The sequence below is a fragment of the Achromobacter marplatensis genome, from assembly GCF_002209535.1.
Taxonomy (GTDB): domain Bacteria; phylum Pseudomonadota; class Gammaproteobacteria; order Burkholderiales; family Burkholderiaceae_B; genus Achromobacter; species Achromobacter marplatensis.
The window spans coordinates 54,235-77,500 of record NZ_NJIG01000008.1; the positions used below are offsets into that span (position 1 = coordinate 54,235).

The window sequence follows — 23,266 nt, forward strand, 5'->3', positions numbered from 1 at the left end:
CTGGCTGGCGGGCGGCGCACCGGTTACGCCGCATCGCCGCCGGAACCCCCCGCCGTCAATCCGCGCGGGGATTCAGGACACGGGCGGCCTGCAGCCCGCTTTGCACCGCGCCTTCCAATACACCGGGATAGCCCGTGTCGGTCCAGTCGCCGGCCAGCGCCAACGTGGGCCAGGGCGTGGAATTCAACGGCCGGGTCAGGCCCGGCACCGCGGCGAAGGTGGCGCGTTTTTCAATCAGAAGCTCCGCCGCCGACACTTCCGGCATGGCCGGCAGGCGCGCGGGATGGCGCGCAGCTTGTTCCGCCACCTGGTCGATCAGGGCCTCGATCACCTGATGGCGATTGCGTTCCGCGATGCTGGTGGCGGCGCTGGCCACCACAGCCAGTTCGCCCGCCTTGGTGTCGCCGGCCAATTGCGCGCGGTCGAACAGCCATTGCCCGACGTGGCCGCGCGCCGCTTCTTCGCGCAGCATCATCATGGGTTCTGGCAGGCGCCAGGGTTCGGCCAGCCGCAGGTTCAGGGTTGCGATGGGCAGATAGGTGAACGCTTTCAATGCATCCAGCAGGCCCGTGGCGCCGGCTTGCCGCAAGGGCGCATCCAGCAAGCGGGCCGCGAAGGCGGGCGGCACCGCCAGCACGGCGGCGTCAAACCGTTCCTGATTGACGACGATGCCGTTGTCCGACGGCTCCAGTTGGCGCACGGTGCTGCCGTAGCGCATCGTGACCTGGCGCGCTGCGGCGTCCGGCCACAAGGCGGAGAGGTCTGTGCAGGGCAGCAGCAAGTCGCTGTCTGCGCGCGTGCCGGCCAGGCTGTCGCGCAGCACGCGCGCAAACAGCGTCGCGCTGGCCGTGGCGGCAGGCGTGTTCAACGCGGCCAGGCAAAGGGGTTCCCAGACCTGGCGGATCAGCGCGTCGGATTGCGCGTGGTAATGCAGCAGTTGCTGCACGGTCCAGTCGCGCGGCGGCATCCACGACATGGCCTTCAGGCCGCGCATCAGGCGCAGGGAGGCAAAGCGGTCGGCCCACGACAGGCCGCGTGCGCGCAGGATGGCGATCGCCATGTGCAGCGGCGCGGGCAGACGCGGGGCGGACAAATGAAAGCGGCCATCCAGGGACGCCAGGCGCAAGGGCCGGCGCATCAGCAGGGCATCGGGATTGCGGCCCACGCGGCGCATCAGCGCCAGCGTGTGCTTATAGGCGCCCGACAGCAGATGCTGGCCATTGTCCAGCGGGGCGTCGAAATCGCCATGGAACACGCGGCGGGCGCGGCCGCCAGGCGTGTGGCCGGCTTCGAAGACGGTGACCTTGGCGCCGGCTTCGCGCAGGGCGACGCTTGCCGCCAGCCCCGCCCAGCCTGCGCCGATAACCGCCGCCTTCACCGCGCCAACCGGCGGACCAGTCCGCGTCCGCCGCCCACCCAGGTTTTCCACGCCAGCCACAGCTTACGCAGCGGGGTCAGCGAAATGCGCTGGTGCAGCACCTGCCAATTATCGCGTTCGATCTCGTCAAGCAGCGCGTGATAGATGGCGGCCATCATCAGCCCCGGCCGTTGCGACCGGCGGTCGGCTTCGGGCAGGTTGCGCATCGCTTCGCGGTAAAGCTCGCGGGCACGGTCGGCCTGGAACTTCATCAGGGCGTTGAAGCGGTCCGAATACTCGCCATTCAGGATGTCCGAGGCCTTGACCTCGAATTGCTGCATGTCGTTGACGGGGATGTAGATGCGGCCGCGGCGGGCGTCGTCGCCGACGTCCCGGATGATGTTGGTCATCTGGAACGCCAGGCCCAGCTTTTCAGCGTAGACCAGCGTCTTGGGATCGCTGTAGCCGAAGACGCCGGCGGACAGTTCGCCCACGACGCCGGCGGCATGCCAGCAGTATTTGCGCAAGCCCGGCCAATCCAGGTAGCGGGTCTGGTCCAGGTCCATCTCCATGCCGTCTACCACGGCCAGCAGGCGCTCGCGGGTGATCGAACAGCTTTGCAGATGCGGTTGCAGCGCCCGGGTCACCGGGTGGTCCGGCTTGCCGTCGAACATCTGGTCGATCTGCGTCCGCCACCAGGCCAGCTTGACGCGGGCCAGCGACGGGTCGGTGCATTCGTCGACCACGTCGTCCACTTCGCGGCAATACGCATACAGCGCGGTGATCGCGCGGCGGCGTTCAGGCGGCAGGAACAGGAAAGAGTAGTAGAAGCTGGAACCGCTCTTGGCGGCTTTCTCCTGGCAGTATTCGTCAGGGGTCATAGATTAGGCAGGGCCTGTTACTTGATAGAGCGCCACAGCATGATGGCCCAGTCTTTGGCGCCCAATTCGGGGCGATTCATGAATACATCGTAGCCGCTCGCCTCGATACGCTCCAGCACGCGCAGCCCGCCTTGCACCACCAGGCGCAGCTCCAGGCCGGTGCGGCCCGGCAGGCGGCGCGCCAGCGGAGCGCCGAAGTGTAGCAGCGCCCGCGTGCGTTCCACCTGGAAAGCCATTAGTTCGCGCCAGGCGGGCGTCAGGCGGCAGGCGGCCAGGTCGTCTTCGGTCACACCGTGGCGGCGCAGGTCTTCCTGCGGGATATACACCCGGTGCTTGTGCCAGTCCACCCGCACATCCTGCCAGAAGTTCACCAGTTGCAATCCCGAGCAGATGGCGTCGCTTTCGGCCGTGTCCTGCGGACTGGTCGCCTCGAACAGGTGCAGCATCAGGCGCCCGACGGGGTTGGCCGAGCGTGTGCAGTAGTCGGCCAGTGTGGCGTAGTCCTCATAGCGCTTGACGGTGATGTCCTGCTCGAAGGCGGACAACAAGTCGTAGAACGGCGTGATGGGCAACTGATGCTGGGCGATGGTCTTGGCCAGCGGCGTGAAAATGTCGGCCAGCGGCGGCAGGCCGGGCGGGGGCGTTGTGCCGGGTTCGGCGCCGATCCGGTGCAGCTCGGTGCGGAACGCCGCCAATTGGGCCAGGCGCTCGTCGTCGGTGGCGCTGCCCTCGTCGGCGATGTCATCCGCGGCGCGGGCAAACCGGTAGATATCGGTCACGGCGCCGCGCAGCCTGCGCGGCAAGAGCAGCGAGGCGACGGGGAAGTTCTCGTAGTGATCGATAGACATGATTAGCAGCTCGGGTCGGGTCCCCGGGGACCCTGTCGACATCATTTTAGAGTAGTCGTTTCATCAGGGCACGATGACGCCCGGCGCGGGCGGCGATCAGTTAGACTTAAGCGCCACAGGATCTCACATCATGCCGCGCCCAATTTCCGCCACTGTCTCCGTTTCTGCCCTTGCGCACAATCTTGCCACCGTGCGCCGCCACCTTGAACAGACTGCCGCCGCGGCATCCGGCCTGCCGCCGTCCATCTGGGCGGTCATCAAGGCCAACGCCTACGGGCACGGCATCGAACAAGCGGTAACGGGCTTTTCCAAGGCGCAGGGCTTGGCGATGCTGGACCTGGACGAAGCCGTCCGCTGCCGCGAGGCAGGGTGGGGGGGGCCGATCCTGCTGCTTGAGGGGTTCTTCAACCCGGCGGACCTGGATCTCGTCGACCGCTACCACCTGAGCACCACGGTGCACAACCGCGAACAGCTGGACATGCTGGCCCGCGCGCGTTTCGCCCGCCGCGTGGACATCATGCTGAAGTTGAACAGCGGCATGAACCGCCTGGGTTTCAGCCCGGCCGCCTATCCCGCCGCCCATGAACGTGCCATGCTGCTGCAACAACAGGGCACGGTGGGTTCGATCGGCAAAATGACCCACTTCGCCTGCGCCGACGGCCCCCAGGGCGTGAACGAGCAATTGGCCGTCTTTAATTCGGTGACGCATAGACTGCCGGGAGCGATCAGCGTCTGCAACTCTGCGGCCACGCTGCGTTTCGCCGACATCGCGGTGGGTTCCCCCAGCCAGACGCATTGGGTGCGCCCCGGCATCTGCCTGTACGGCGCGTCCCCGTTCGCCGACGCCGAAGCCGCGTCCTTCGGCTTGAAGCCGGCCATGTCGCTCAGTTCCGAGATCATCGCGGTGCAAGAGCTCAAGGCCGGTGAATCGGTCGGGTATGGCGCCATCTTCCGCGCCGAACACGCCATGCGCATCGGCATCGTCGCCTGCGGCTACGCCGACGGCTATCCGCGCCACGCCACCACCGGCACCCCGGTCGTGGTCGCCGGCATCCGTACCCAATTGGTCGGCCGTGTCTCCATGGACATGCTGATCGTCGATCTGGATCCCATCCCGGCCGCCGGCGTCGGCGCGCCCGTGACCCTCTGGGGCGAAGACGGTCCCTCCGTGGACGAGGTGGCCCAGGCCGCCGGCACCATCGGCTACGAGCTCCTTTGCGCCTTGGCGCCGCGCGTTCCCGTCACCCGGGACGCCTGAACGGCCTGCTTTTCCCCTGGTGCGGTCGCCCACGGCCGCTGTCGTCCAGGGGTGTCCGGAGGGCAAGAATTGCTACGCAATTTACAAGACAGCCGACGCCGGATGGTGTCTACTTGGAACACCGGGCGCTCAAGCGCCCGTTTTTGACACAGAAAACAGACTGCGAGGTTTCCACCCATGAAGGACAAATGCGTGCTCATTACGGGCGCCACCAAAGGCATAGGCTGGGCGCTTACGCAACGGCTGTCCGACATGGGCTGTCACGTGGTCGGCATCGCGCGCAACACCACGGACGTCGATTTCCCCGGTTATCTGTACGCCTGTGATCTGGCCGACGCCGGGCGCACCGAAGAAGTCCTGCGCGAAATCCGCGACAAGTTTCCCGTCGACGCCGTGGTCAACAACGTGGGCATCGCGTCCCCGCAGCCGCTGGGCGAGATCGACCTGGCCACCCTGTACAACGTGCTGGATTTGAACGTGCGCGTCGCGGTGCAGGTGACCCAGGCTTTCGTCGAATCCATGAAAGTGCGCCGCGCCGGCCGCATCGTCAACGTGGTCAGCCGCGCCATCTACGGCGGCCTGGACCGCACGGCTTACTCGGCCGCCAAAAACGCGCTGGTCGGTTGCACCCGCACCTGGGCGCTGGAATTGGCCGAGTACGGCGTCACGGCCAACGCGGTCGCGCCCGGCCCGATCGAAACCGAAATGTTCCGGGCCACGCGTCCGGCAGGCAGCGACGGTGAAAAGCGCGCGCTGGCCTCGGTACCCATGAAGCGGCTGGGCACGCCCGCCGAGGTCGCCGCCGCCATTGCCTTCCTGCTGTCCGACGATGCCGGTTTCATCACCGGCCAAGTGCTGGGCGTGGATGGCGGGGGCAGTCTGGGCGGGCGTTCTTAAGCCGCGGGCCGGTCCGCCGTCGCCAGGCACTCCTGCCGGCGGGGCTGCCTCGTCACGCGGCCGCTGCAGCGCGCGTCATCGCTGCCTGCGGCGTCGCCATTTCTATCTTGGATAGTTCCTCAGGCAAGGGAATGACCGTACGGCGATTATTCTTCTTTGCGTTGTTCTGGCTGCTCGGGGCCGCGACGCCGGCGTTCGCCCAAGCACAGCAGCCGCTGCTGCTCACGGTGCAAAGCCAGGTCCATCTTCAACGGGCCGTCCCGGCGATTTCGGACGAGGATTGGCGGTGGTTGCGCCAAAAGCAGGAACTGGTGTTGGGTGTCGTTCAAGAGGACCGGGCCCCATTCGAAATCGTCCACCGCGACGGCACCTATAAGGGCATCACGGCGGACGTCAGTTCACTGACGGCCCAACTGCTGGGCTTGAATCTGCGCTTGCTGTCGTATCCGACGCGGGAAGCGGCGCTGAAAGCCCTGGATCAGAAAACCGTGGACATGGTCGGGGGCGAGATGCGCCCCGATGATCGCAAGATAGCGGCGTTCAGTTCCCCCTACATCGTCGACCAGGTGGCGATTTTCAGACGCGCGGCCGACACGCGGGATCTCCCGTCCGGGCTGGACGGCCTGGCAGTCGCGGTGGGGGCTGACGATGCGTTGGCTGCCCAGGTGGCGGTGCGTTATCCCAAGGCGAAGATCGTCCGCTATGCGTCCACGGACGAGGGGCTTGGCGCGTTGGCGTTCGGCCACGCGGATGTCTACGTGGATGGGGCGCTGGCGGCCTATCACAGCATCAACCGGTCTTTTTTCGATTACGTGAAGTTCGGTCGCTACACCGAGCTTGCGACGCGGTACAGCTACGCGCTGGCGTTGGACAATGACCGGCTCCGGGGCCTGGTCGACCAGGCCATTGCCGCAATCGGACAGACCCTGCCCGAAATTGCGCGTAGCTGGGCCGGCAGCGGCTTCATTCCGGGAAGCCGGAACATTTCCTTCACGCCTGACGAGTTGCGCTGGATCGCGTCGCATCCCAAGCTGCGGGTGGTGTTGAACGACGACCTTGCGCCGGTCGCCTTCTTCAATTCGAACAAGGCTTTCTCCGGGCTGGCCTCTGACCTGCTGGAAATGGTCACTTTCCAGACCGGGATCCAGTTCGATGCCTTCAGCCGCAAAGGCAGCTTCCCCGACCAGATCAAGGCGATCGCCGACGGCGAGGCCGATATCGCCATGATGAGTCCGACCGTCGAGCGCGAGCAGGTGCTGCGGTTCAGCCAACCCTTTTCCGTCGATCCCTTGGTGCTTGTCACCAAACGGGCGAGCGCCGGGCAGACGCCGCCGGTACGCACGCTGGCGATAGCCGGAGGCCATACTGCCGCCGAGCTGGTCCCGCCGCGCTTTCCGACTTCCACGCTTGTCGTGGCCAGCTCTAGCCTGGACGCCATGAACAAGGTCTATGCAGGAGACGCGGACGGCGCAGTCCTGGCCTTGCCGGCCGCGCGGTACTACATCGGCCGCCTGTTCAAAGATGAACTCGCCATCCGCGACGTGTTGGATGCCCCTGCCGTGTCGCTCAGCTTCGCCGTGCGGCGCAGCGACCCTGAACTGCAATCCATCCTGAACAAGACGCTCGCGATCCTGACGCCTTACCAGATGAGCGCGTTCGCCAACCGCTGGAAAGCGGAACCCGGCATGAGCGGCGAGACCTGGCGCGATTATGCCGTCATCATCGCCCAGGTCGTGGGCGCAGCCGTCCTGCTGCTGCTGGGCGTGCTGGCCTGGGTCGTGATGCTTCGCCGCCAGGTGCGCGCCAAGGGAGAGGCCAAGCAGGCGCTCAAGGAGCAGTTGCAGTTCGTCAAGACATTGATCGACAGCATGCCCCCGCCCATCTATGTGCGCGATGGCCAAGGGCGCATGCTGGTCTGCAATCGCAGCTACCTCAAGGCGTTGGGGCTGCAGGCGGAGGACGTGCTGGACAAGACCGCATTGGCGTTGCCCGCCGTCGAGTTCGAGGCTGCCGGGGACTTCCACGAAACCTACATGCAGGCGATGCGTCAGGGAGCAATGATCTCGGGCGTGCATCGCGTGCGGATACGTGGCGTCGAAACCTGGATCGACCATTGGGCGCAGCCCTTTGAAAATGCCGCGGGTGTGCCCAGCGGCGTGATCTGCGGGTGGCTGGATATCACCGAGCACCGCAACCTGGTCCAGGAGTTCGCGGCGGCGAAAGAACTGGCGGATGCGGCCAGCCGGGCCAAGACCACGTTCCTGGCGACGATGAGCCACGAGATCCGGACGCCGATGAACGCGATCATCGGCGTGCTCGAACTGGCCTTGAAACGCGCGGACAACGCGCCCATCGACCGCAACAGCATCGAAATCGCGTACGCCTCGGCTCAAAGCTTGCTGGCGTTGATCGGCGACATCCTGGACATCGCCCGCATCGAATCCGGTCGTTTGAGCCTGACGCCAGCGCGCGCCGGACTCCGGGAACAGATCGAATCCGTCGCCCGCGTTTTTGAAGGCCTCGCGCGTCAGAAGGGCCTGCGCCTGTTGCTGGAAATGGACGCCAGCATCCAGACCGACGTGCTGATCGACGCCTTGCGCTTCAAGCAGATTCTGTCCAATCTGGTGGGCAACGCCATCAACTACACCCAAAACGGCGATGTCCGGATCGAAGTCAGGGGCGAGGTGATCGAGCCCGCGCTGCTTCAGGTCGACGTCGCCGTGCAAGACACGGGCATCGGCATCTCGGCAGAAGACCAGAAGCGATTGTTCAAGCCATTCGCGCAGGTGCGCCACGAAGCGCAAAGCTCGGGCGGCACAGGCCTGGGTCTGGTCATCAGCCGGTCGCTGTGCGAAATGATGGGCGGCCGCCTGACGCTCGACAGCGCGCCGGGCGCCGGCACCACCGTCCATGTCTCGCTGCGTCTGCAGAGGCTGGAACCGGCAGCGGCTCCCGCAACGCCCGCGCGGCCGGCGCTGGCGCGGCCGCGCGTGCTGCAGGTTATGGTTGTTGACGATCATTCCGTCAGCCGCCAGATCCTGATGCAGCAGCTGCGTTTTCTGGGCCACGAGGTGCAAGACGCCCCGGACGGAAGCACGGCGCTGCAGACGTGGCGGGCCCAGCCGTTCGACGTCGTGATCACGGACTGTCGCATGCCCGGCATGGACGGCGCGGCATTGGCCGGAGCGATCCGGCGCGAGGAAGCGCCGCGCGGCGAGGCCCCCACGCTTATCATCGGCGTCACGGCGGACGCACAGCCCCAAGAAATCGAACGCTATGTGCAGGCTGGCATGGATGAATGCCTGGTCAAGCCCGTGGGGTTGGACGCGCTGGGCGCAAGGTTGGCGCACCACATGGCTGCGCGGGGGGACGGCTGGGCGGATGAGGGTGGTGCTCAGCCGGCGGAGCCCCTGTTCGACCTGGCTCCTTTGCTTGAGATCGCTGGCGGCGACAGCCGCCGTCATTGGGCCTTGCTCGAAGAGTTGATCCGCACCAACCGTGAAGATGTGGCCAAAATGCATACCCACGGGGCGCAAGGCAAGCTATTGCAGGTTGCAGAGCTGGCGCACCGGATACAAGGGGCCGCCAGCATACTGAAGGCAGCGCAGCTGGTTGAGGCCTGCGCCGCCGTCGAACGCGTGTGCCATGCGGGCGCCGCCGATGCGCAGACCCTGGCGGCATCCATTGACGCTGTGCAGGATGCCGCTCTGGCCCTGGAGCAAGGCCTGCTCAGGCTGCGCGCGCAGGGCTGAGCGCGCTAGCGCGCCACCGCTATGGCTTGCCTGCCATGTGTCCGGCAAAATCCCAGGAAATGGTCGGCCGGCATGGGCCGCGCGTACAGATAGCCCTGCGCGATCGTGCAACCCAGGTCCCGCAGTTGGGCCTGTTGCTCCAGCGTTTCCACGCCTTCCACCACCAGCGGCAATTGCAGCGCCTCAGACAGTTGGACAATACCGCGGATGATCAATGCGGCGCGCGGCTGTGTCCGGAGCCTGCGGGTGAACGTTGCGTCCAGTTTCAGCTGGGTGAAGGGCAAGGCGCACAACCTGTCCAGCGACGAGTGGCCGGCGCCGAAATCATCCATGGACAGCCCGCAGCCCATGGCGCGAAGTTTCAACAAGTTGTCCAGGATGGTGGCTGGCGTGCTGATCATTGTCTCTTCAGTGATCTCAAAAAGGATGGCTGTGGCGGGCGTCTGATGGCGTGCCAGCAGTTCGCCGACGTCGTCGGCCAGGGTCGGCGAGGTCAATTGCGAGGGATGCAGATTGAATGCCAGCGTGGTGGGCATGCCTTGCCGCCCCAATTCCCGCAGCAGCTTCAACCCTTGCTCGAGGAGGGTTCTGAACAGTCCGTCGATCAGGCGATCGGCCACCATGGTCGGCAAAAAGTGCGCCGGAGCCAGCAAGCCCCGCGAACGATGGTGCCATCGTGCCAGTACTTCTGCCGCCAGCAGGGTTTTGCCGTCTATGTCCACGATAGGCTGGTAGTACGCCTTGAATTCGTTGTTGTCCAACCCTCGGCGCACGTCTGCTTGCGAGGCGATGCCGTTCTGGTGCGCTGACGCGTAGCGATGACTACCCTGCCGGAATTTGGCTGCCAGCGATGCCAGGCGAGCCGTATTCAAGGGTTCCCCCAGATCTCCCAGGTATTCCAGGTCCAGGCATTCGATCCATGCCGCGGTGGTTTCAAGCACGGTGTCCTCATGGATGCCGCTGGTGATCACAGCGTGGATCAAGGACAGTTCGCTGGCTTCGCGTAGAAAGGCGAGCCCGGCGGGGCCTTCCCGATGGAAGCTGCAGATGGCGATATCGATTCCGCCGCAAGCCTTCAACAGGGTCATGGCTGTAGCGGGCTCCGATGCTTCATAAATGCGGCCGCCGACCATCGTCTTTAGCGCCGTCGACATGACCATACGCTGGAAGGGATGGTCATTCAGGACCAGGACGCTAAGGTTCTTCATTTGATGCCGACGTAGACATGAGAAAGGACGCTCATGCTAAGTACGGCGACTGTCCTCGACTAGGCGAGAATTCCTGGCTGCAAGTAGGAAACTTCCGAAACCAGGGCGGCGACCTCAGTCATAACTGAGCGTGAAAGTGAGCGTGGCGTGCTTAATTTCTCCGCGGCCTATCTGATGGTTTTCAAGCGCCTCTTGTTCGCCCTGCAAATAGGCCATGAACTGGATGTCATTTGCCCCGGCGCTCACTTGGCCGATGGCGTTTTGCGCCTTCAGGGGCAGAGGATTTCCCTGTGGCGTCTCCAGGCCGATCGCCACCCCGTTGATGCCGTCGCTGTCCAATGCCAGAAAGCCTGGCAGCTTGTTGCTTTCCGGCCCGTCGAAGTAAATGCTCAGGCTGTTGTTGCCGTGCGAGATGTCGCAGTTCAGCAAGCGCAGCGTGATGGGCCGCCCGGGTGTACGGCCATCCCGGTAAAGGTTCTTGTCGGGAACCGCGAAAAAATTCAGCTGCACTTTCTCGCTTTCCGGGCTAAGCGCGCAGGCTTCGGCGACCAAGCGCCCCGAAAAGGCCATATTGTTGCCGGCGGACTGGGCGCCGGCCGGCTGGACCATGCAGGACAGGCTGGCGACCAACACGATCAGGGGGCTTCTGGCCATCTTCTTCATGCGCATGGCGGGCTCCTAGTAAAGCTCGGCAATCAGCAGGGCGGAAGCCGTGAATTCCGTGAGCGGCAGGCGCGAACCAGATAGCTTCACGGGAACGGCTTCCAGCGTAGGCGGCGATTGCGAGGCGTCCAGTTTGATTTCATGAGCGGTGTTCAAGACGAAGTCCGTGTCCTGGTTCAGGATCAGTTTGATGCCAAGATCGGGCACCGAAGACTGCACCGCGGCAGACTCGAACTCGGTGGGCGTACCCACAACCGTCAACTTCATCCGCCACGTCATGCCCGGCCGTATGCCTGGGCAGTCGATCTGGTAGGGGACGGTCTGTTTGTAGTTGTCGCCGTCGATCTTGCTGATATTGATGTTGCGCTTGAAAACGACCTCGATGCGTCCGCCCCTGTCGCTGACGGTGCAGGGGGGCGGTGCGACCAAGTAGCCGCTGAATCTCATGTTTGGCGGGTCGGCGCGACTGCCCGCTGACACAAGGACGGCGACCAACGCCGCGCTGCGGGCGATCCGCGCCAGGTATCGGGAACGGCGCGTCATTGGTAGTCCACCACCATGGTCGCCGCGGCACTGAACTCACCGCCCGTAATCTTTCCTGTGCTGTGGGCCACTAAAACCGCCTGCAGGGTCGGAGGCGATGCGGGATTCAAGGAAAACCAATCGTTCAGCGCGATACTGGCCGTGCCCCGTTTCAGGGCAATGCCAAGACTGCTTCGCGTCGGAATGCCCAGCAGGTCGGTGTTGAAGTCGGCGCCGTCACCCGAAATCTTCATCTTTAGGGCGTAGGAGCCGGCGCGCTTGCAGTCGAGCGTATAGGGAATCACTGCCATCTTGTAGTTCCCATCGATTCGAGAGATCTGCACGTCGCCGAAGGGAATATTGATCGGCTGATTGTCGTTGATGATGCAGGGTACTTTTGCACGGATCGTCCCGGAAATCTGGATGCGAACCTGCTTGGTGGTCACATCGCTTTGGGCCTGGGATAGGGAGGGAGGGGCCAGCATCAAGGTCAAGACCGCGTACGTGGCCAACAGGCTGCCAGCGCGTCTCGGCTGCCGCTGGCGCGACAAGGCGGTAGCGTCAGTCATAGGTCAGATAGAGGTTGATGTAGGAGTGAAAGGCGCCTGCGCGCAACGGGGCTGATGTCCGCTCCGGGGTGACGTAATAGGTCAGGACGCTGTCGCCAGGTTGCACGAACCAGGGGCGGCTGGACTTGTTCAGTTGGATGGGACGCCTCAAAGCATCGGTTAGCCGCAGGCCGAAGCCGGCCGCACCCGCCACGCCCGCAAGTTCCGAGTTGTCCATGTCCGCAGGTGCTCTGAACGTCAAACCGATGACGGGCTCGGCGCTGCTCCATGCCAGTGCGCCGCCATGTTCGTCGCGCCGGCCGCCTTCGGTTCGCACGCAACCCCGCAGCCGCAGCTTGATGGCCACGGGAACGCCTTGGTCCCCGGGCCGATGCAGGGCTGCCGTACCGGTGTTGCCCAGCCAGATTTCCTGGTAGGCGGAATCCATCGCCAGGCTGCACGCGGTTTCCAGCAATGTGCCTGAAATAAGGAACTGGGCGTTAGGTCCCCGGGCGTCCGGTTTGTCTGCCGCAGACGCAACGATGGGGCCAGCCGCCAGCAGCAGGGCGAACCAGATTGCGGGGGAGGCATTTCGCTTGTTGGGCTTCTGTTTCATGATTCCTTCCGGGGCGGGTGTGGGCTCCGTGTTCAGCGACGGTCCTGCACCGGCCTGGCCGTGCATTCGGCGCCGACGCAATGGAACTCCAGCTGCGGTCGTCCGCCGTAATCATTGACGTAGGTCAGGACGGGCGTTGCACCTAGCACCTTGACGCCAACGCTCAAGGCCGCTTGCGATTGCGGCGCGAGCATCAAGGGCTCAAAGGCGTCGGGCGTTTTGCCGTTCACGCTATCCGAGGCATCGATAAGCGTGATGTAGAAGGGGGTGGGATTGTTCACCACGTATTGGTCCCCTTGACGCGTCAGGGTCAGGCGTTCTTGCCAGGGCGAGGATGAAGGACCCGAGGTCTTGCTGATCGCCGTTGGCCGATAGAAGAGCTTGACGCGCGTTTGCAGCGCGATCTGCAAGGTGTTCGCCTTGTCGCTGCGGGGAGGAACCTCCCGCAGATTGAAGTAGAAGAGCGATTCACGGTCCTGCGGCAATTGATTCAACGCCGGCAAACCTTGAATCTTCAACTGGCTTTTGCCACCCGGTTCGAGGCGTTGGATGGGGGGCACGACGACCAGGGGGGAACTGATCTTCTCCTCGCGTTCGTTCTCGATCCAGGCTTGCGCCAGATACGGCAGCTGTTCGTTCTGATTGCTGATGCTCAGGGTGACGGACTTGTCCTGACCGTTGAACACCACGCGGGTCCGGTCCAGGGAGATGGCGGCCGTCGCGGGTTGCGCGGTCAGCAGGGCGGCCAGCGAGAGTATGGCAAGAGAGGCGAAAGAGGTGAATTTCATAGTGAGGTGTGTGGTCTGTATGGGATTGGGGGGGGCAAGGGGCCGGACGACGGTGTGTGCCTAGGACGGGGGAGCGCAGACATAGGCTTGGCGCAAGGCGGACGAGTCCGTTTCGGGCGCAATGGTGAATTGGCAAGGCTCGTTGCCGCCCCACTCAACCGACATGACTTCGCCGGTTTGCATGCCGCTCAGATACACCATTCCATCGTCGCCGACGATGCCGGTTTCCTGGTCGCGGCGGTTCTTTACGCTGACACCGAAAGGCGCGGGCGTACCGTCAGGCAATTGCAAGGCGACCATCCCCTTTTCTCCGGCGATGACTTCCAGGCTGCGGTAACCGATCGCGCCTTCGGTCAGCGTGGCCTGCGCGACGGATCGCATGGCCTCCACGTCGTCGGGCAGGTTGTCCAGGTCGATGTTGGCCTGGTTGCGGTAGTAGCTGTTGACATCGGTGATGACCGCCTTGCCGAACCAGTTCGTTTCAGTGGCCACGCCGTTGCCGCGCACGGGCACGCCGCCAACGCCCTGCGTGTCGACCATCAGGCGGGTTCCGCCCGGTGTGGTGCTGCGATGCAGGGCGGCGCCGCGCGCGGTCACCGTCGCTCCGCCCTGTAACGACAAGCCGACCGAGCTGTAGGCACCCGTCTGATGGCTGGCGCTGACCACGGTTTGGGCCCACGGCCCGTCGTACGAAAAGTAGCCTTGTGCGGTATTGCCGCCGTTGCCATGGCCCGCGCTGATCATGTAGTTGCTGCGCTCGTTCAGCCTGCTGTAGTAGCCCAGGTCGTGTGTGGTGCCGCTGCGGTTCGACGAGGCGCTGTAGCTGAGCGATCCCTTTTCACCGAAGGGGATGCTGAGCGACAAGTACACGCCGTTATCCGACGCGTTGTAAGCCTTGTTGCTATAGCCGGTGACCGACACGCTCAGGTCCTTCAAGCGGCCAAGATCGAAATAGCGCGAGGCCGACAGGCTGTAGCGCCGGTTTACCGGGCCATTCCAATAGTTCTGATGGCTGTAGTTGAGGTACACGTTAGTACCCAGCTCGCGGAACTGCTTGCTGAACGAGATCGTGTACATCTCTTTGCTGCGGTTGATGGGATTGCCCTCGTAACGGGCAGTGAGCAGGTCATTCAAGCTCGTGAAGTTCTTCTGTGAAAACCGGTAGCCGGCAAAGGTGACCTGGCTGTCGTAGTCGTCGAACCGTTTCGAATAGCTGACCCGATAGGATTTCCCCATCAGCACCTGGCGTTCGCGGCCGACGACGGCGCGTGATTGCGTGACGTCGACTGACACCGCGCCGAATGCCAGCAGGTCGCGGCCGACGCCCAGGGCGACGGCGCCATAGTCCTTCGCGCCCAAGGCGCCGCCGAAGAGCGACCAGCCGTTGCTCACGCCCCAGGAAAACTCCCCGGTTCCGAACACGGGGCCCTGCAAGCGGTGGTTCCACTCGGAAGGCTTGCCGGTCGCCAGATTGAAGCGCAGGCTGCCCGGGCGCGACAGGTAAGGGATGCTGGCCGTTGCGACCCGGAAATTCTGGTGGCTGCCGTCTTGCTCTTCAACGCTGACATCCAGGTTGCCGCTGACGGCGTCGTTCAGGTCCTGGATGCGGAACGGCCCCGGGGGTACCTGCGTCTCGTACAGAACGCGTCCTTGTTGTCGGACCACCACGCGCGCGTTGCTGCGGGCGACGCCGGTAATTTCGGGTGCATAGCCGCGAAGGTTCGGCGGCAGCATGCTGTCGTTGGTGGCCAGGCTGGCGCCGGTATAACGAAAGCCGCCGAACAGGTTGGAGTTCAAATAGTCTTCACCGACGATCAGGGTGGATTTCCATCCGGGAATGGCGCGCATGGCATAGAAGCGGCTCCAATCGAATCGCTGCGTTGACGGCCTGCCTGACCCGCGTTCCGCCTGCGCTTGCCAATCCGCGCGCAGGCGCCAGGCACCCGCGTTGAGCCCCGTCGTGCCGTTGCCGCTGAGATAGGTGCTGCGGCCGCCTTCGCGGGAGCGCCGCGTCGTTTGCGCATTCAGGTTGTAGTCCAGCACGGCGCCGGCAATGCCGTCGTCCCATCTGGAAGGCGGATCCCAATTGGGCGCGGTGTATTCCAGGTCCGCTTGCGGCAAGGTCACGTAAATCGCGGCCTGGCCCAAGTTCGCGTTGACCTGCATGCCGGGAATGCTCCTGGTGTCCAGGCAGGCGCCATCGTTCCACCACGCAAGCTTGTCGATCGTGGTCTGCCGCAAGCCGAATTCGGCGACGTGCTCGGGCGCCAGGCATGCGAGACTGCCTCGCGGATCGTCGGGCGGAGTCAGGAAATGGATGAGGATGTCGGTCAGCTGCTGCTGGTTCACATGCAGCACCAGGTTGTAGGCGCCAGGCATGATGTAGTTGGCGCGGGAGAACAGGCTCAGGTCGATGTTCTGCCGGTCCTTCAGGTCCAGCACATCCATGTTGAACTGGACGTCGTCGGATGCCTGCGAGAGGCCGGCCGCCAGGCATAAGGCGGTGCTCATCAATCCCTTGCGATAAATCACTTCTGCGGCCTCTGGAGTATCGTGAAGAATCCGTTCCAAAATGGCTCAGAAGTAGTGCATCCTCAGCCGGACGGTTATTTGATAGTTGCCGGCCTTTAGTGCTTGACCGGTGCCTTGCAGGCTGAGCAAATAGCGCAGCGTCGTGTCGCCAGACGGCGGCATGTATTCGCGCCGTGACGCCCCCGGCAAAATGACGTGGCCGTTGCTGTCCTGCAGACGCATGGCGACGCCTCGCGCCGAGCCTCTTGCCACAAAGAGGTGGCTATCGCTGTCTCCTTCGAAAGTGAGGGCGAATGGATGGGAGCCTTTAGCGTCACCGCCAGCGGTCCGGGTCCTGGCGCAGCCCTCGATGTAAATCCGGAAGGCTTTCTGGATGGTGGTCTCGCCGTTGATCAGTCTTGCCAGTGAAAGCTGACCCATATCGATGGTCTGGTCTTCGGAATCCACTCGCATGGTGCAGGCGGATGTGGCAATGGACCCGCTCATCGTGATCTGCCCGTTCAGGACGTTTCCCAACGCCGGTTGGTCAGCGAAAGCCAGAGTTGCCAACAGCAGGAACAGAATTCGTCGAGGGACGGGAAATGCGGTAACCCTGCGCATCAGGCGCCTCCTAATGAGGGACTGGAGCTGGCCTTCGGCGCAGCTCCAGATGCGTTGGCGTGCGGGTTACTTGTAGGTCAGCGTGAAGTTGACCGAGGCGTGGAACTCGCCCGGAACGATCGCGACGTCCTGCTTGCCTTGTTGGCCATCATCTTCTTGCTCGCCCTGCAGGAAGGCTTGGAATTGCATCGAGGGCGTGGCGGTGTTGATCTTGAGGGCGGACGATTCGTCGCCCATCTTGATCAATTGGCCGCGGCCGTCGGTGATGCCCAGGCTGGCGCCCTTGGCCACGCCCTGGATCGCGACGAGACCATCATAGGCGCCCGACGGCGTGGCGGTGGTGAACGTTGCGGTCACGCTCTTCTTGACGTCTTCCAGGTCGCACCCGAGCAGGTTGATCTCGAAGGATTTGGGCGTCGACTTCTTGCCGCCCTTGATTTCCGCACTGGCGATCTGGTCCATCGTGACGGTTTGGTTGATGGAATCGCTGGCGATGGAGCAAGGCGCTTCAACGATCGAGCCTTCAAAACGAACCGTGCCGCTGGGTTTGTCGGCGGCGAAGGCGGCGGTGCAGGCAGAGCCCAATGCAATCGTTGCGATCAGGCGAGCCAGCTGATTTTTTTTCATCACAATGTCCTTGGATAGTGGTTACAGCTTTCGGGTCGGGGGCTCCGTGTTCGCCGCCCCGGGGAGCAAAAAGGGACGATGAGCGTTTTGGAGTCACCTCGTGTTGAAGCTGAAAACAGTGTAGAAATTGGGACGATCGTGAGAAATAGGATGCGTAGCATCGTTATGTAGGAAATTTCCGAATGGCCCTGCATACGGATCGAACCTTTCATGTTCGCTTGGAAAAACGGGCAAATCTGGTTCTAGAGCCTCGTATGGCGACCGTGGCGTACCGCGCAATGCTCTAAAATCCGAGCTCCTCATGTGCGCCGCCGCGCGCCATGCGTCCGGCAGCGCTAGTCGCTGGACGCCCATTCTCGAGATAGGCCGATCCCCACATGAATTCAGTCTTAATCGTTGACGACCATCCGGTGTTGCGCCTTGCCGTGCGCATGCTGCTGGAGACGAACGGCTTCAATGTGATCGGAGAGGTCGGCAACGGTATCGATGCGGTGCAGATGTTCCGTGACCAGTCGCCAGATGTGGTGATTCTGGACATCGGAATCCCGAAGTTGGATGGGCTGAGCGTGATCGGCCGGATGCGGAGCATCGATCCGCGCAGCCATATCCTGGTGCTGACGTCGCTGTCGTCCGAGGCGTTTTGCCATCGGTGCATGCAGGCGGGTGCCAAGGGCTTTGTCTGCAAGGACGAGGACCTGAACAAGCTGGTCAGCGCCATCAAGGCCGTGATGGCGGGGTACAGCGTGTTCCCGTCGATCTCCGTATCGCCGAAGCATGGGCAGGCGTCCGAGGGGGCGATGATCCAGAGCTTGTCCGATCGCGAGATGACGGTGCTGCAATACCTTGCTCAAGGGCGATCAAACAAGGAGATCGGGGATTTGCTGCTGCTGAGCAACAAGACGGTCAGCACCTACAAGACACGCTTGCAGCAAAAGCTGGGCATGACGTCGGTGCTGGAACTGGCCGAATTCGCCAAGCGCAATGCGCTGCTTGGCGAAGGCGAAGGCGCCTGAGGGGCTCAGGCGCACGTTCGAGGGGCAGATTCAGTAAGGACCGGCGCCGCTCTGGATCGCCTTGGTATCTTTGAATTCGCCGGCAAGTTTCTCGGCCGCGCGGGCCAACAGCACGGCATCGACGCCTACGGCGACGAAGGTCGCGCCCAGGGCCAGGTAGTGCTTGGCCTGCGCCACGCCGCTGTGCAGGATGCCGGCGGCTTTGCCGGAGCGCACGATGCGGGTGATGGCCTCGTCGATCGTCTTGAGCACCTCGGGGTGTTCCGGCTGGCCCAGATAACCCATGCCAGCCGAGAGGTCGGCCGGGCCGATGAAGGCGCCGTCCACGCCGTCTACCGCCAGGATCTCGTCCAGCGCGTCAATGCCGGCCGGCGTTTCGATCTGCACCAGCACGCACATCTGGTCGTTGGCGCGTTCCAGGTAGTTGGGGATACGGTTCCAGCGCGAGGAACGCGCCAGCGCGCTGCCCACGCCGCGGATGCCGGCGGGCGGGTAGCGCACCGCGGCCACAGCCGCCGCGGCTTCCTTGGCGGACTGGATCATCGGAACAAGCAAGGTCTGTGCGCCCGTGTCCAGGATCTGCTTGATTTGCACAGAGTCGTTCCAGGCCGGGCGTACCACGGGCGCCACCGGGTAGGCGGCCACCGATTGCAGCTGCGACAGCGTCGTCTGCAAGGTGTTGGGGGCGTGTTCGCCGTCGATCAACAGCCAGTCGAAACCGGCGCCGGCGACGATCTCCGAGGTATAGGCGCTGGCCAGGCCGGCCCACAGGCCGATCTGGGGTTTACGGTCGCGCAAGGCTTGCTTGAAGGTGTTGGTGAGGATGTCCATGGACTGCATGCCGTGTTAGATGAAATGACAGTTGACGGAACCCAGCACGCCGTAATCGACACTGAACGTGTCGCCGGGCCGGGCGGCTACCGGCCGGGTGAACGACCCCGACAGGATGATTTCTCCGGCCTCCAGCGCGACGTCGTGGGCGGCCAGCTTATTAGCCAGCCATACTACGCCATTGGCGGGGTGATTCAAGACGCCGGCGGCCACGCCGGTTTCCTCGATGACGGCGTTGCGCGAGAGGATGGCGCCGATCCAGCGCAGGTCCATGTCGTCGATCTTCACGGGCCGTCCGCCCATGACGACGCCTGCGTTGGCGGCGTTGTCGGCGATGGTGTCGAACACCTTGCGCGGGCGCTTGGTGTCGGGGTCGATGCCGTGCGAACGCGCGTCGATGATCTCCAGCGCGGGAATCACGTAGTCGACGGCGTCATAAACCTGGAACAGCGTCACGTTCGGCCCTTCGAGGCGCTTGCCCAGCACGAAGGCCAGTTCGACTTCCAGGCGGGGCAAGATGAATCGGTCGGCGGGGATATTGCTGCCGTCGTCGAAGAACATGTCGTCCAGCAGCATGCCGAAATCGGGCTCGTCGATCTGGGACGCCTGCTGCATGGCGCGGGAGGTCAGGCCGATCTTGTGGCCGCGTTTGACGCGGCCTTGCGCCAGCTTGATGTCCATCCAAGCGCGCTGGATGGCGTAGGCGTCGGCGATGTCGATGCCGGGGTGTTCCAGCGAGATCTGGCGGATCTGCGTGCGGGTGCGTTCAGCGTCGTGCAGGCGCGCGGCAATGGCGCGCACGGTTTGGGTATCTAGCATCGGGTGTCCGAAAGGATCAGGAAGGGAAGGGAGCCAGCGTGTTGACGAGTCGTCCAACGCCGTCGATTTCGGTCACGACCTCGTCGCCGGGCATGACATTGACGATGCCGTCGGGGGTGCCCGTCAGGATCAGGTCGCCGGGCGAGAGCGTCATGAAGCTGCTGAAATACGCGATCAAGGCGGGCACGTCGAACACCATGTCGCGCGTGTTGCCGCGCTGGGTCTCGACGCCGTTGACGGTGGTGCGCAGGTTCAGGTTCATGGGGTCGGGGACGTCGTCACGATCGACCAGCCAAGGGCCCAGCGGCGTGCAGGTGTCGCGGCTTTTCACCCGCAGATTGGGGCGATACCAGTTTTCCAGGTAGTCGCGCAGCGCGTAGTCGTTGGCCACCGTATAGCCGGCCACATGATCATAGGCCTGGCTCCGCGAGACGCCGCGGGCCGTCTTGCCGATGACCACCGCCAGCTCGCATTCATAGTGCATGAAGGCAACGTCGGCGGGGCGCAGGGTCTGGGCACGGTGCCCGACGAAGGTGTTGGCGGCCTTCAGGAAGCCCAGCGGTTCCTCCGGCGCCTTGAACGCCAGCTCCTTGGCATGGTCCGCATAGTTGATGGCCAGCGTGAACGTGGTGCGGGGTTCGATAGGGGGTAGCCAGGAGACGGCTTCTTCGGCCAGGACGCGGCCGTCGGCCAGACGGACCTGGCCCGGACCCGCCTCGGTCGCCGCGTGGATGGCACCTTCGTAAACAATGCGTGCGTGTTTCATGGCGGATCCTCAGGCGGTGGCGGCGGCCAGCCGGTTGCCCAGCGTGCCGACGTGCAAGATGCGGATGTCGTAGCGCTGCCCGGCCCTGACGCGCGGGGCGTCGTAAGGGGCGCCGACCAGCAGCATGTCGCCGGCGTCAAAGCTCATGAATTGCGTGACGTCGGCGATCAGCCGCGCCACCGGGCGGACCAGATCTGCGGTGCTGGCGCGCTGCGCCAGGACGCCGTCCACATGGACTTCGATTTCCAGCGCGTCGGGGTCGGGCACGGATGCCGCCGGCGCAAGATCGCGGCCGATGGGGCAGAAGCCGTCGCGGCATTTCTGCTTGAGGGCAGGCCGGAAGTAGCTGGCGTGCGGGACGGAAAGGTCGGCCACGACGCGATAGCCCGCCACGTAGGCCAACGCTTCCGCCTCGCTTACCTGGGTGGCGCGGCGCGAGAACACCACGCCCAGGCAGGCGCCCACTTCGACCTCGTCGACGTCGGCCGGCAGCGTGATGACGTCGCCGTCTTGCGCATACGTGTTGGCGGGCTTGATGTAGAGCACCGGCGCCTTGGGCGCGGCCTTGTACGGCGGGGCGTCCATGGTGTCCCCCAACGCCTGCAACGCCTGGCGCGTGTTCAGCGCGGCGCCCACTACCGTGCGGGGCGGGGCCGCCAATGCGGCGGCGGCTTCGGCGGCGCGTGCGGCCAGGTAATCGCGGTAGTTGTTCACCTTGTAGTTCAGCACGGGGTCGGCCTCTTCGATCTGCATCGAGATGCCCAGCGGGCGGGCGGCCATGAGCGGCGCCAACGCGGCGGACAGGGCCTGGAACACGCGTTCGCCCAGCGCGGTCTTCTGCACGTCACTACGTCCGTGCCCGATGCGCAGCACCACGTGGACAAAGGTGTTGTCCGGATGGCCATCGACGATCAGGCAGTCGTCCACGCGCAGCGCTCGCGTACGGGCGCCCGCCAGCGGGAACAGCGTGCCGTCGCCAACGGCGGCGTCCTGCACGGTGCGCATCAGCGTGCGCGTGTCCAGGTCCAGGTTGCCGGAGTACTCAATCCAGATGTGGGGCATGTTGTCTCGCTCACCATATCGTTATCATGTTAAGTATCATAGTGAAAAAGGTCAGGGCCGGCAACGCCCGGAACGTGTCTGGCCAGGCAGGTCGGATCGGGATTTCCCGGCGTTGACAGCGCCCGGCGGCCAGCATAATGTTAACGTGTTAATTAAAAACGCGGGCGAGATTGAGCCGCCCCCATGCAGGAGGAGCGCACGTGAGCATCAAACATTGGATCAATGGCCGGCAGGTCGACAGCGCAGACCGCTTCGTCACCTATAACCCGGCCACTGGCGATGCGATTGACGAGGTCGCCGCGGGCGGCCAGGCCGAGATCGATGCCGCCGTGTCTGCCGCGGCCGATGCTTTCCCTAAATGGGCGAACACGCCCGCCAAGGAACGTGCCCGCCTGATGCGCCGCCTGGGCGAACTGATCGACCAGAACGTGCCGATGCTGGCCGACCTGGAGACGCGCGATACCGGCCTGCCGATCTCGCAGACGCGCAAGCAACTGATTCCGCGCGCTTCCGAGAACTTCACGTTCTTCGCGGAAGTCTGCACGCGGATGAACGGCCACACGTACCCGGTGGACGATCAGATGCTGAACTACACGCTGTACCAGCCGGTCGGCGTGTGCGCGCTGGTGTCGCCCTGGAACGTGCCGTTCATGACCGCCACCTGGAAGACGGCGCCGTGCCTGGCGCTGGGCAATACCGCCGTGCTGAAGATGTCGGAACTGTCGCCATTGACGGCCGACCAGTTAGGCAGGCTGGCGCTGGAGGCTGGCATCCCGGCAGGCGTGCTGAACGTGGTGCAGGGTTACGGCGCCACGGCGGGCGACGCGCTGGTACGGCACCCCGGCGTGCGCGCGATCTCGTTCACGGGCGGCACCGTCACGGGCAAGAAGATCCTGGCTGGCGCCGGCGGCATCAAGAAGTACTCGATGGAACTGGGCGGCAAGTCGCCCGTCCTGATCTTCGACGATGCCGACGTGGACCGTGCGCTGGATGCCGCACTGTTCACCATTTTTTCGTTGAATGGAGAGCGTTGCACCGCGGGGTCGCGCATCTTCGTGCAGCAAAGCATCTACGACGATTTCGTGCGCAAGTTCGCGGCGCGCGCCGAACGGCTGGTGGTTGGCGACCCGGGCGACGAGGCCACGCATGTGGGCGCGATGATCACGCGACAGCACTGGGAAAAGGTGACAGGCTACATTGATCTGGCCGAACGGGAAGGCGCCCGCATCCTGGCGGGCGGCGCAGGCAAGCCAGCCGGTTTGCCCGTGCACCTGGCACATGGAAATTTCGTGCGTCCGACCGTGCTGGCCGACGTCGATAACCGCATGCGTTGCGCGCAGGAAGAGATCTTCGGCCCGGTCGCCTGCCTGATCCCGTTCAAGGACGAGGCGGAGGGCCTGGCGCTGGCGAACGACGTGAAGTACGGGCTGGCGTCCTATATCTGGACGAGCGACATCGGCCGCGCGCACCGTCTGGCGCGCGGTATCGAAGCAGGCATGGTGTTCATCAACAGCCAGAACGTACGCGACTTGCGCCAGCCGTTCGGGGGCACGAAGGAATCGGGCACGGGGCGGGAAGGCGGCGAATACAGCTACGAGGTATTCGCCGAAATCAAGAACGTGTGCGTGTCGCTGGGCGGCCACCACATCCCCAAATGGGGCGTTTAAGCCTCGGGAAT

Annotated in this window: 21 protein-coding genes; 5 read left to right on the forward strand and 16 right to left on the reverse strand. The window is 64.1% G+C overall.

The features are described 5' to 3' along the window. Window positions 1-55: 55 nt before the first annotated feature. From hpnE to hpnC, 3 genes are read right to left on the reverse strand one after another with little or no spacing between them, the layout of a single operon-like run. Entirely contained in the window at window positions 56-1,378 is a 1,323-nt protein-coding gene (hpnE, locus tag CEY09_RS19765) for a hydroxysqualene dehydroxylase HpnE (protein ID WP_006225413.1), read from the reverse strand. Further along, the gene (gene hpnD, locus CEY09_RS19770) at window positions 1,375-2,238 is read right to left on the reverse strand and encodes a presqualene diphosphate synthase HpnD (protein WP_088589973.1); all 864 of its coding nucleotides are present in this window, start codon (window positions 2,236-2,238) and stop codon (window positions 1,375-1,377) included. Before hpnD ends, hpnE begins: the two co-directional genes overlap by 4 nt. Before the next feature lie 17 nt (window positions 2,239-2,255). Continuing rightward, window positions 2,256-3,086 carry a squalene synthase HpnC gene (gene hpnC, locus CEY09_RS19775; RefSeq protein ID WP_088589974.1) on the reverse strand — a complete coding sequence of 277 codons (831 nt, stop codon included), beginning with the start codon at window positions 3,084-3,086 and terminating at the stop codon, window positions 2,256-2,258. A gap of 130 nt (window positions 3,087-3,216) precedes the next feature. On the opposite strand from hpnC, the gene alr reads away from it, so the two are divergent. The 3 genes from alr to CEY09_RS19790 all read left to right on the forward strand — a co-directional run bounded on the left by alr (window position 3,217) and on the right by CEY09_RS19790 (window position 8,993). Next, window positions 3,217-4,344 (forward strand): alanine racemase, encoded by a 1,128-nt coding sequence (gene alr, locus CEY09_RS19780; RefSeq protein WP_088589975.1) that lies wholly within the window; start codon window positions 3,217-3,219, stop codon window positions 4,342-4,344. A gap of 177 nt (window positions 4,345-4,521) precedes the next feature. Next, complete coding sequence (locus CEY09_RS19785; protein ID WP_006225417.1) at window positions 4,522-5,241, forward strand: SDR family oxidoreductase; 720 nt, start codon at window positions 4,522-4,524, stop codon at window positions 5,239-5,241. Between the two features lie 131 nt (window positions 5,242-5,372). After that, complete coding sequence (locus CEY09_RS19790) at window positions 5,373-8,993, forward strand: transporter substrate-binding domain-containing protein (RefSeq protein WP_088589976.1); 3,621 nt, start codon at window positions 5,373-5,375, stop codon at window positions 8,991-8,993. Between the two features lie 5 nt (window positions 8,994-8,998). On the opposite strand, the gene CEY09_RS19795 is transcribed toward CEY09_RS19790, so the two are convergent. The 9 genes from CEY09_RS19795 to CEY09_RS19835 all read right to left on the reverse strand — a co-directional run bounded on the left by CEY09_RS19795 (window position 8,999) and on the right by CEY09_RS19835 (window position 17,097). Then, window positions 8,999-10,201 carry an EAL domain-containing response regulator gene (locus tag CEY09_RS19795; protein ID WP_088589977.1) on the reverse strand — a complete coding sequence of 401 codons (1,203 nt, stop codon included), beginning with the start codon at window positions 10,199-10,201 and terminating at the stop codon, window positions 8,999-9,001. A 114-nt stretch (window positions 10,202-10,315) separates the two neighbouring features. Then, the gene (locus tag CEY09_RS19800; RefSeq protein WP_088589978.1) at window positions 10,316-10,870 is read right to left on the reverse strand and encodes a fimbrial protein; all 555 of its coding nucleotides are present in this window, start codon (window positions 10,868-10,870) and stop codon (window positions 10,316-10,318) included. A gap of 9 nt (window positions 10,871-10,879) precedes the next feature. Next, complete coding sequence (locus tag CEY09_RS19805) at window positions 10,880-11,407, reverse strand: fimbrial protein (RefSeq protein WP_088589979.1); 528 nt, start codon at window positions 11,405-11,407, stop codon at window positions 10,880-10,882. Continuing rightward, complete coding sequence (locus CEY09_RS19810) at window positions 11,404-11,955, reverse strand: fimbrial protein (RefSeq protein WP_088589980.1); 552 nt, start codon at window positions 11,953-11,955, stop codon at window positions 11,404-11,406. The genes CEY09_RS19805 and CEY09_RS19810 overlap by 4 nt, the downstream gene beginning before the upstream one ends. Next, a complete protein-coding gene (locus CEY09_RS19815; RefSeq protein WP_143219570.1) occupies window positions 11,948-12,550 on the reverse strand; it encodes a fimbrial protein in 603 nt (200 codons plus the stop codon). The genes CEY09_RS19810 and CEY09_RS19815 overlap by 8 nt, the downstream gene beginning before the upstream one ends. A 32-nt stretch (window positions 12,551-12,582) precedes the next feature. Next, complete coding sequence (locus CEY09_RS19820) at window positions 12,583-13,338, reverse strand: fimbria/pilus periplasmic chaperone (RefSeq protein ID WP_088589982.1); 756 nt, start codon at window positions 13,336-13,338, stop codon at window positions 12,583-12,585. Between the two features lie 60 nt (window positions 13,339-13,398). Further along, entirely contained in the window at window positions 13,399-15,849 is a 2,451-nt protein-coding gene (locus CEY09_RS19825) for an outer membrane usher protein (RefSeq protein WP_088590121.1), read from the reverse strand. 66 nt (window positions 15,850-15,915) lie between these two features. Next, a complete protein-coding gene (locus tag CEY09_RS19830) occupies window positions 15,916-16,470 on the reverse strand; it encodes a fimbrial protein (protein WP_088589983.1) in 555 nt (184 codons plus the stop codon). Between the two features lie 66 nt (window positions 16,471-16,536). Beyond that, window positions 16,537-17,097, reverse strand: a complete 561-nt coding sequence (locus CEY09_RS19835; RefSeq protein ID WP_088589984.1) for a fimbrial protein — start codon at window positions 17,095-17,097, stop codon at window positions 16,537-16,539. A 377-nt stretch (window positions 17,098-17,474) separates the two neighbouring features. Between CEY09_RS19835 and CEY09_RS19840 the strand changes: the two genes are divergently transcribed. Further along, a complete protein-coding gene (locus CEY09_RS19840) occupies window positions 17,475-18,110 on the forward strand; it encodes a response regulator transcription factor (protein WP_088589985.1) in 636 nt (211 codons plus the stop codon). 30 nt (window positions 18,111-18,140) lie between these two features. Here CEY09_RS19840 and hpaI read toward each other — a convergent pair whose 3' ends face one another. Genes hpaI through CEY09_RS19860 form a run of 4 tightly spaced genes read right to left on the reverse strand, consistent with a single transcriptional unit; the run spans window position 18,141 to window position 21,588 of the window. After that, window positions 18,141-18,941: a 4-hydroxy-2-oxoheptanedioate aldolase gene (gene hpaI / locus CEY09_RS19845; RefSeq protein ID WP_088589986.1), complete on the reverse strand. Its 801-nt coding sequence runs from the start codon at window positions 18,939-18,941 to the stop codon at window positions 18,141-18,143. A 15-nt stretch (window positions 18,942-18,956) separates the two neighbouring features. Further along, window positions 18,957-19,760 carry a 2-oxo-hept-4-ene-1,7-dioate hydratase gene (gene hpaH / locus CEY09_RS19850; protein ID WP_088589987.1) on the reverse strand — a complete coding sequence of 268 codons (804 nt, stop codon included), beginning with the start codon at window positions 19,758-19,760 and terminating at the stop codon, window positions 18,957-18,959. A 16-nt stretch (window positions 19,761-19,776) separates the two neighbouring features. After that, on the reverse strand, window positions 19,777-20,526 hold the full coding sequence (locus CEY09_RS19855; protein WP_088589988.1) for a fumarylacetoacetate hydrolase family protein: 750 nt from the start codon (window positions 20,524-20,526) through the stop codon (window positions 19,777-19,779). Window positions 20,527-20,535: 9 nt separating this feature from the next. Then, window positions 20,536-21,588 carry a fumarylacetoacetate hydrolase family protein gene (locus tag CEY09_RS19860; RefSeq protein WP_088589989.1) on the reverse strand — a complete coding sequence of 351 codons (1,053 nt, stop codon included), beginning with the start codon at window positions 21,586-21,588 and terminating at the stop codon, window positions 20,536-20,538. A 200-nt stretch (window positions 21,589-21,788) separates the two neighbouring features. Between CEY09_RS19860 and hpaE the strand changes: the two genes are divergently transcribed. Beyond that, window positions 21,789-23,255 carry a 5-carboxymethyl-2-hydroxymuconate semialdehyde dehydrogenase gene (gene hpaE / locus CEY09_RS19865; RefSeq protein ID WP_088589990.1) on the forward strand — a complete coding sequence of 489 codons (1,467 nt, stop codon included), beginning with the start codon at window positions 21,789-21,791 and terminating at the stop codon, window positions 23,253-23,255. Window positions 23,256-23,266: the final 11 nt, after the last annotated feature.

Coding starts and splice junctions, on each gene's coding strand:
- hpnD (WP_088589973.1), bottom strand. CDS start 2,238: ATGACCCCTGACGAATACTGCCAGGAGAAAGCCGCCAAGAGCGGTTCC.
- hpnC (WP_088589974.1), bottom strand. CDS start 3,086: ATGTCTATCGATCACTACGAGAACTTCCCCGTCGCCTCGCTGCTCTTG.
- alr (WP_088589975.1), top strand. CDS start 3,217: ATGCCGCGCCCAATTTCCGCCACTGTCTCCGTTTCTGCCCTTGCGCAC.
- CEY09_RS19785 (WP_006225417.1), top strand. CDS start 4,522: ATGAAGGACAAATGCGTGCTCATTACGGGCGCCACCAAAGGCATAGGC.
- CEY09_RS19790 (WP_088589976.1), top strand. CDS start 5,373: ATGACCGTACGGCGATTATTCTTCTTTGCGTTGTTCTGGCTGCTCGGG.
- CEY09_RS19795 (WP_088589977.1), bottom strand. CDS start 10,201: ATGAAGAACCTTAGCGTCCTGGTCCTGAATGACCATCCCTTCCAGCGT.
- CEY09_RS19800 (WP_088589978.1), bottom strand. CDS start 10,870: ATGCGCATGAAGAAGATGGCCAGAAGCCCCCTGATCGTGTTGGTCGCC.
- CEY09_RS19805 (WP_088589979.1), bottom strand. CDS start 11,407: ATGACGCGCCGTTCCCGATACCTGGCGCGGATCGCCCGCAGCGCGGCG.
- CEY09_RS19810 (WP_088589980.1), bottom strand. CDS start 11,955: ATGACTGACGCTACCGCCTTGTCGCGCCAGCGGCAGCCGAGACGCGCT.
- CEY09_RS19815 (WP_143219570.1), bottom strand. CDS start 12,550: ATGAAACAGAAGCCCAACAAGCGAAATGCCTCCCCCGCAATCTGGTTC.
- CEY09_RS19820 (WP_088589982.1), bottom strand. CDS start 13,338: ATGAAATTCACCTCTTTCGCCTCTCTTGCCATACTCTCGCTGGCCGCC.
- CEY09_RS19825 (WP_088590121.1), bottom strand. CDS start 15,849: ATGAGCACCGCCTTATGCCTGGCGGCCGGCCTCTCGCAGGCATCCGAC.
- CEY09_RS19830 (WP_088589983.1), bottom strand. CDS start 16,470: ATGCGCAGGGTTACCGCATTTCCCGTCCCTCGACGAATTCTGTTCCTG.
- CEY09_RS19835 (WP_088589984.1), bottom strand. CDS start 17,097: ATGAAAAAAAATCAGCTGGCTCGCCTGATCGCAACGATTGCATTGGGC.
- CEY09_RS19840 (WP_088589985.1), top strand. CDS start 17,475: ATGAATTCAGTCTTAATCGTTGACGACCATCCGGTGTTGCGCCTTGCC.
- hpaI (WP_088589986.1), bottom strand. CDS start 18,941: ATGGACATCCTCACCAACACCTTCAAGCAAGCCTTGCGCGACCGTAAA.
- hpaH (WP_088589987.1), bottom strand. CDS start 19,760: ATGCTAGATACCCAAACCGTGCGCGCCATTGCCGCGCGCCTGCACGAC.
- CEY09_RS19855 (WP_088589988.1), bottom strand. CDS start 20,526: ATGAAACACGCACGCATTGTTTACGAAGGTGCCATCCACGCGGCGACC.
- CEY09_RS19860 (WP_088589989.1), bottom strand. CDS start 21,588: ATGCCCCACATCTGGATTGAGTACTCCGGCAACCTGGACCTGGACACG.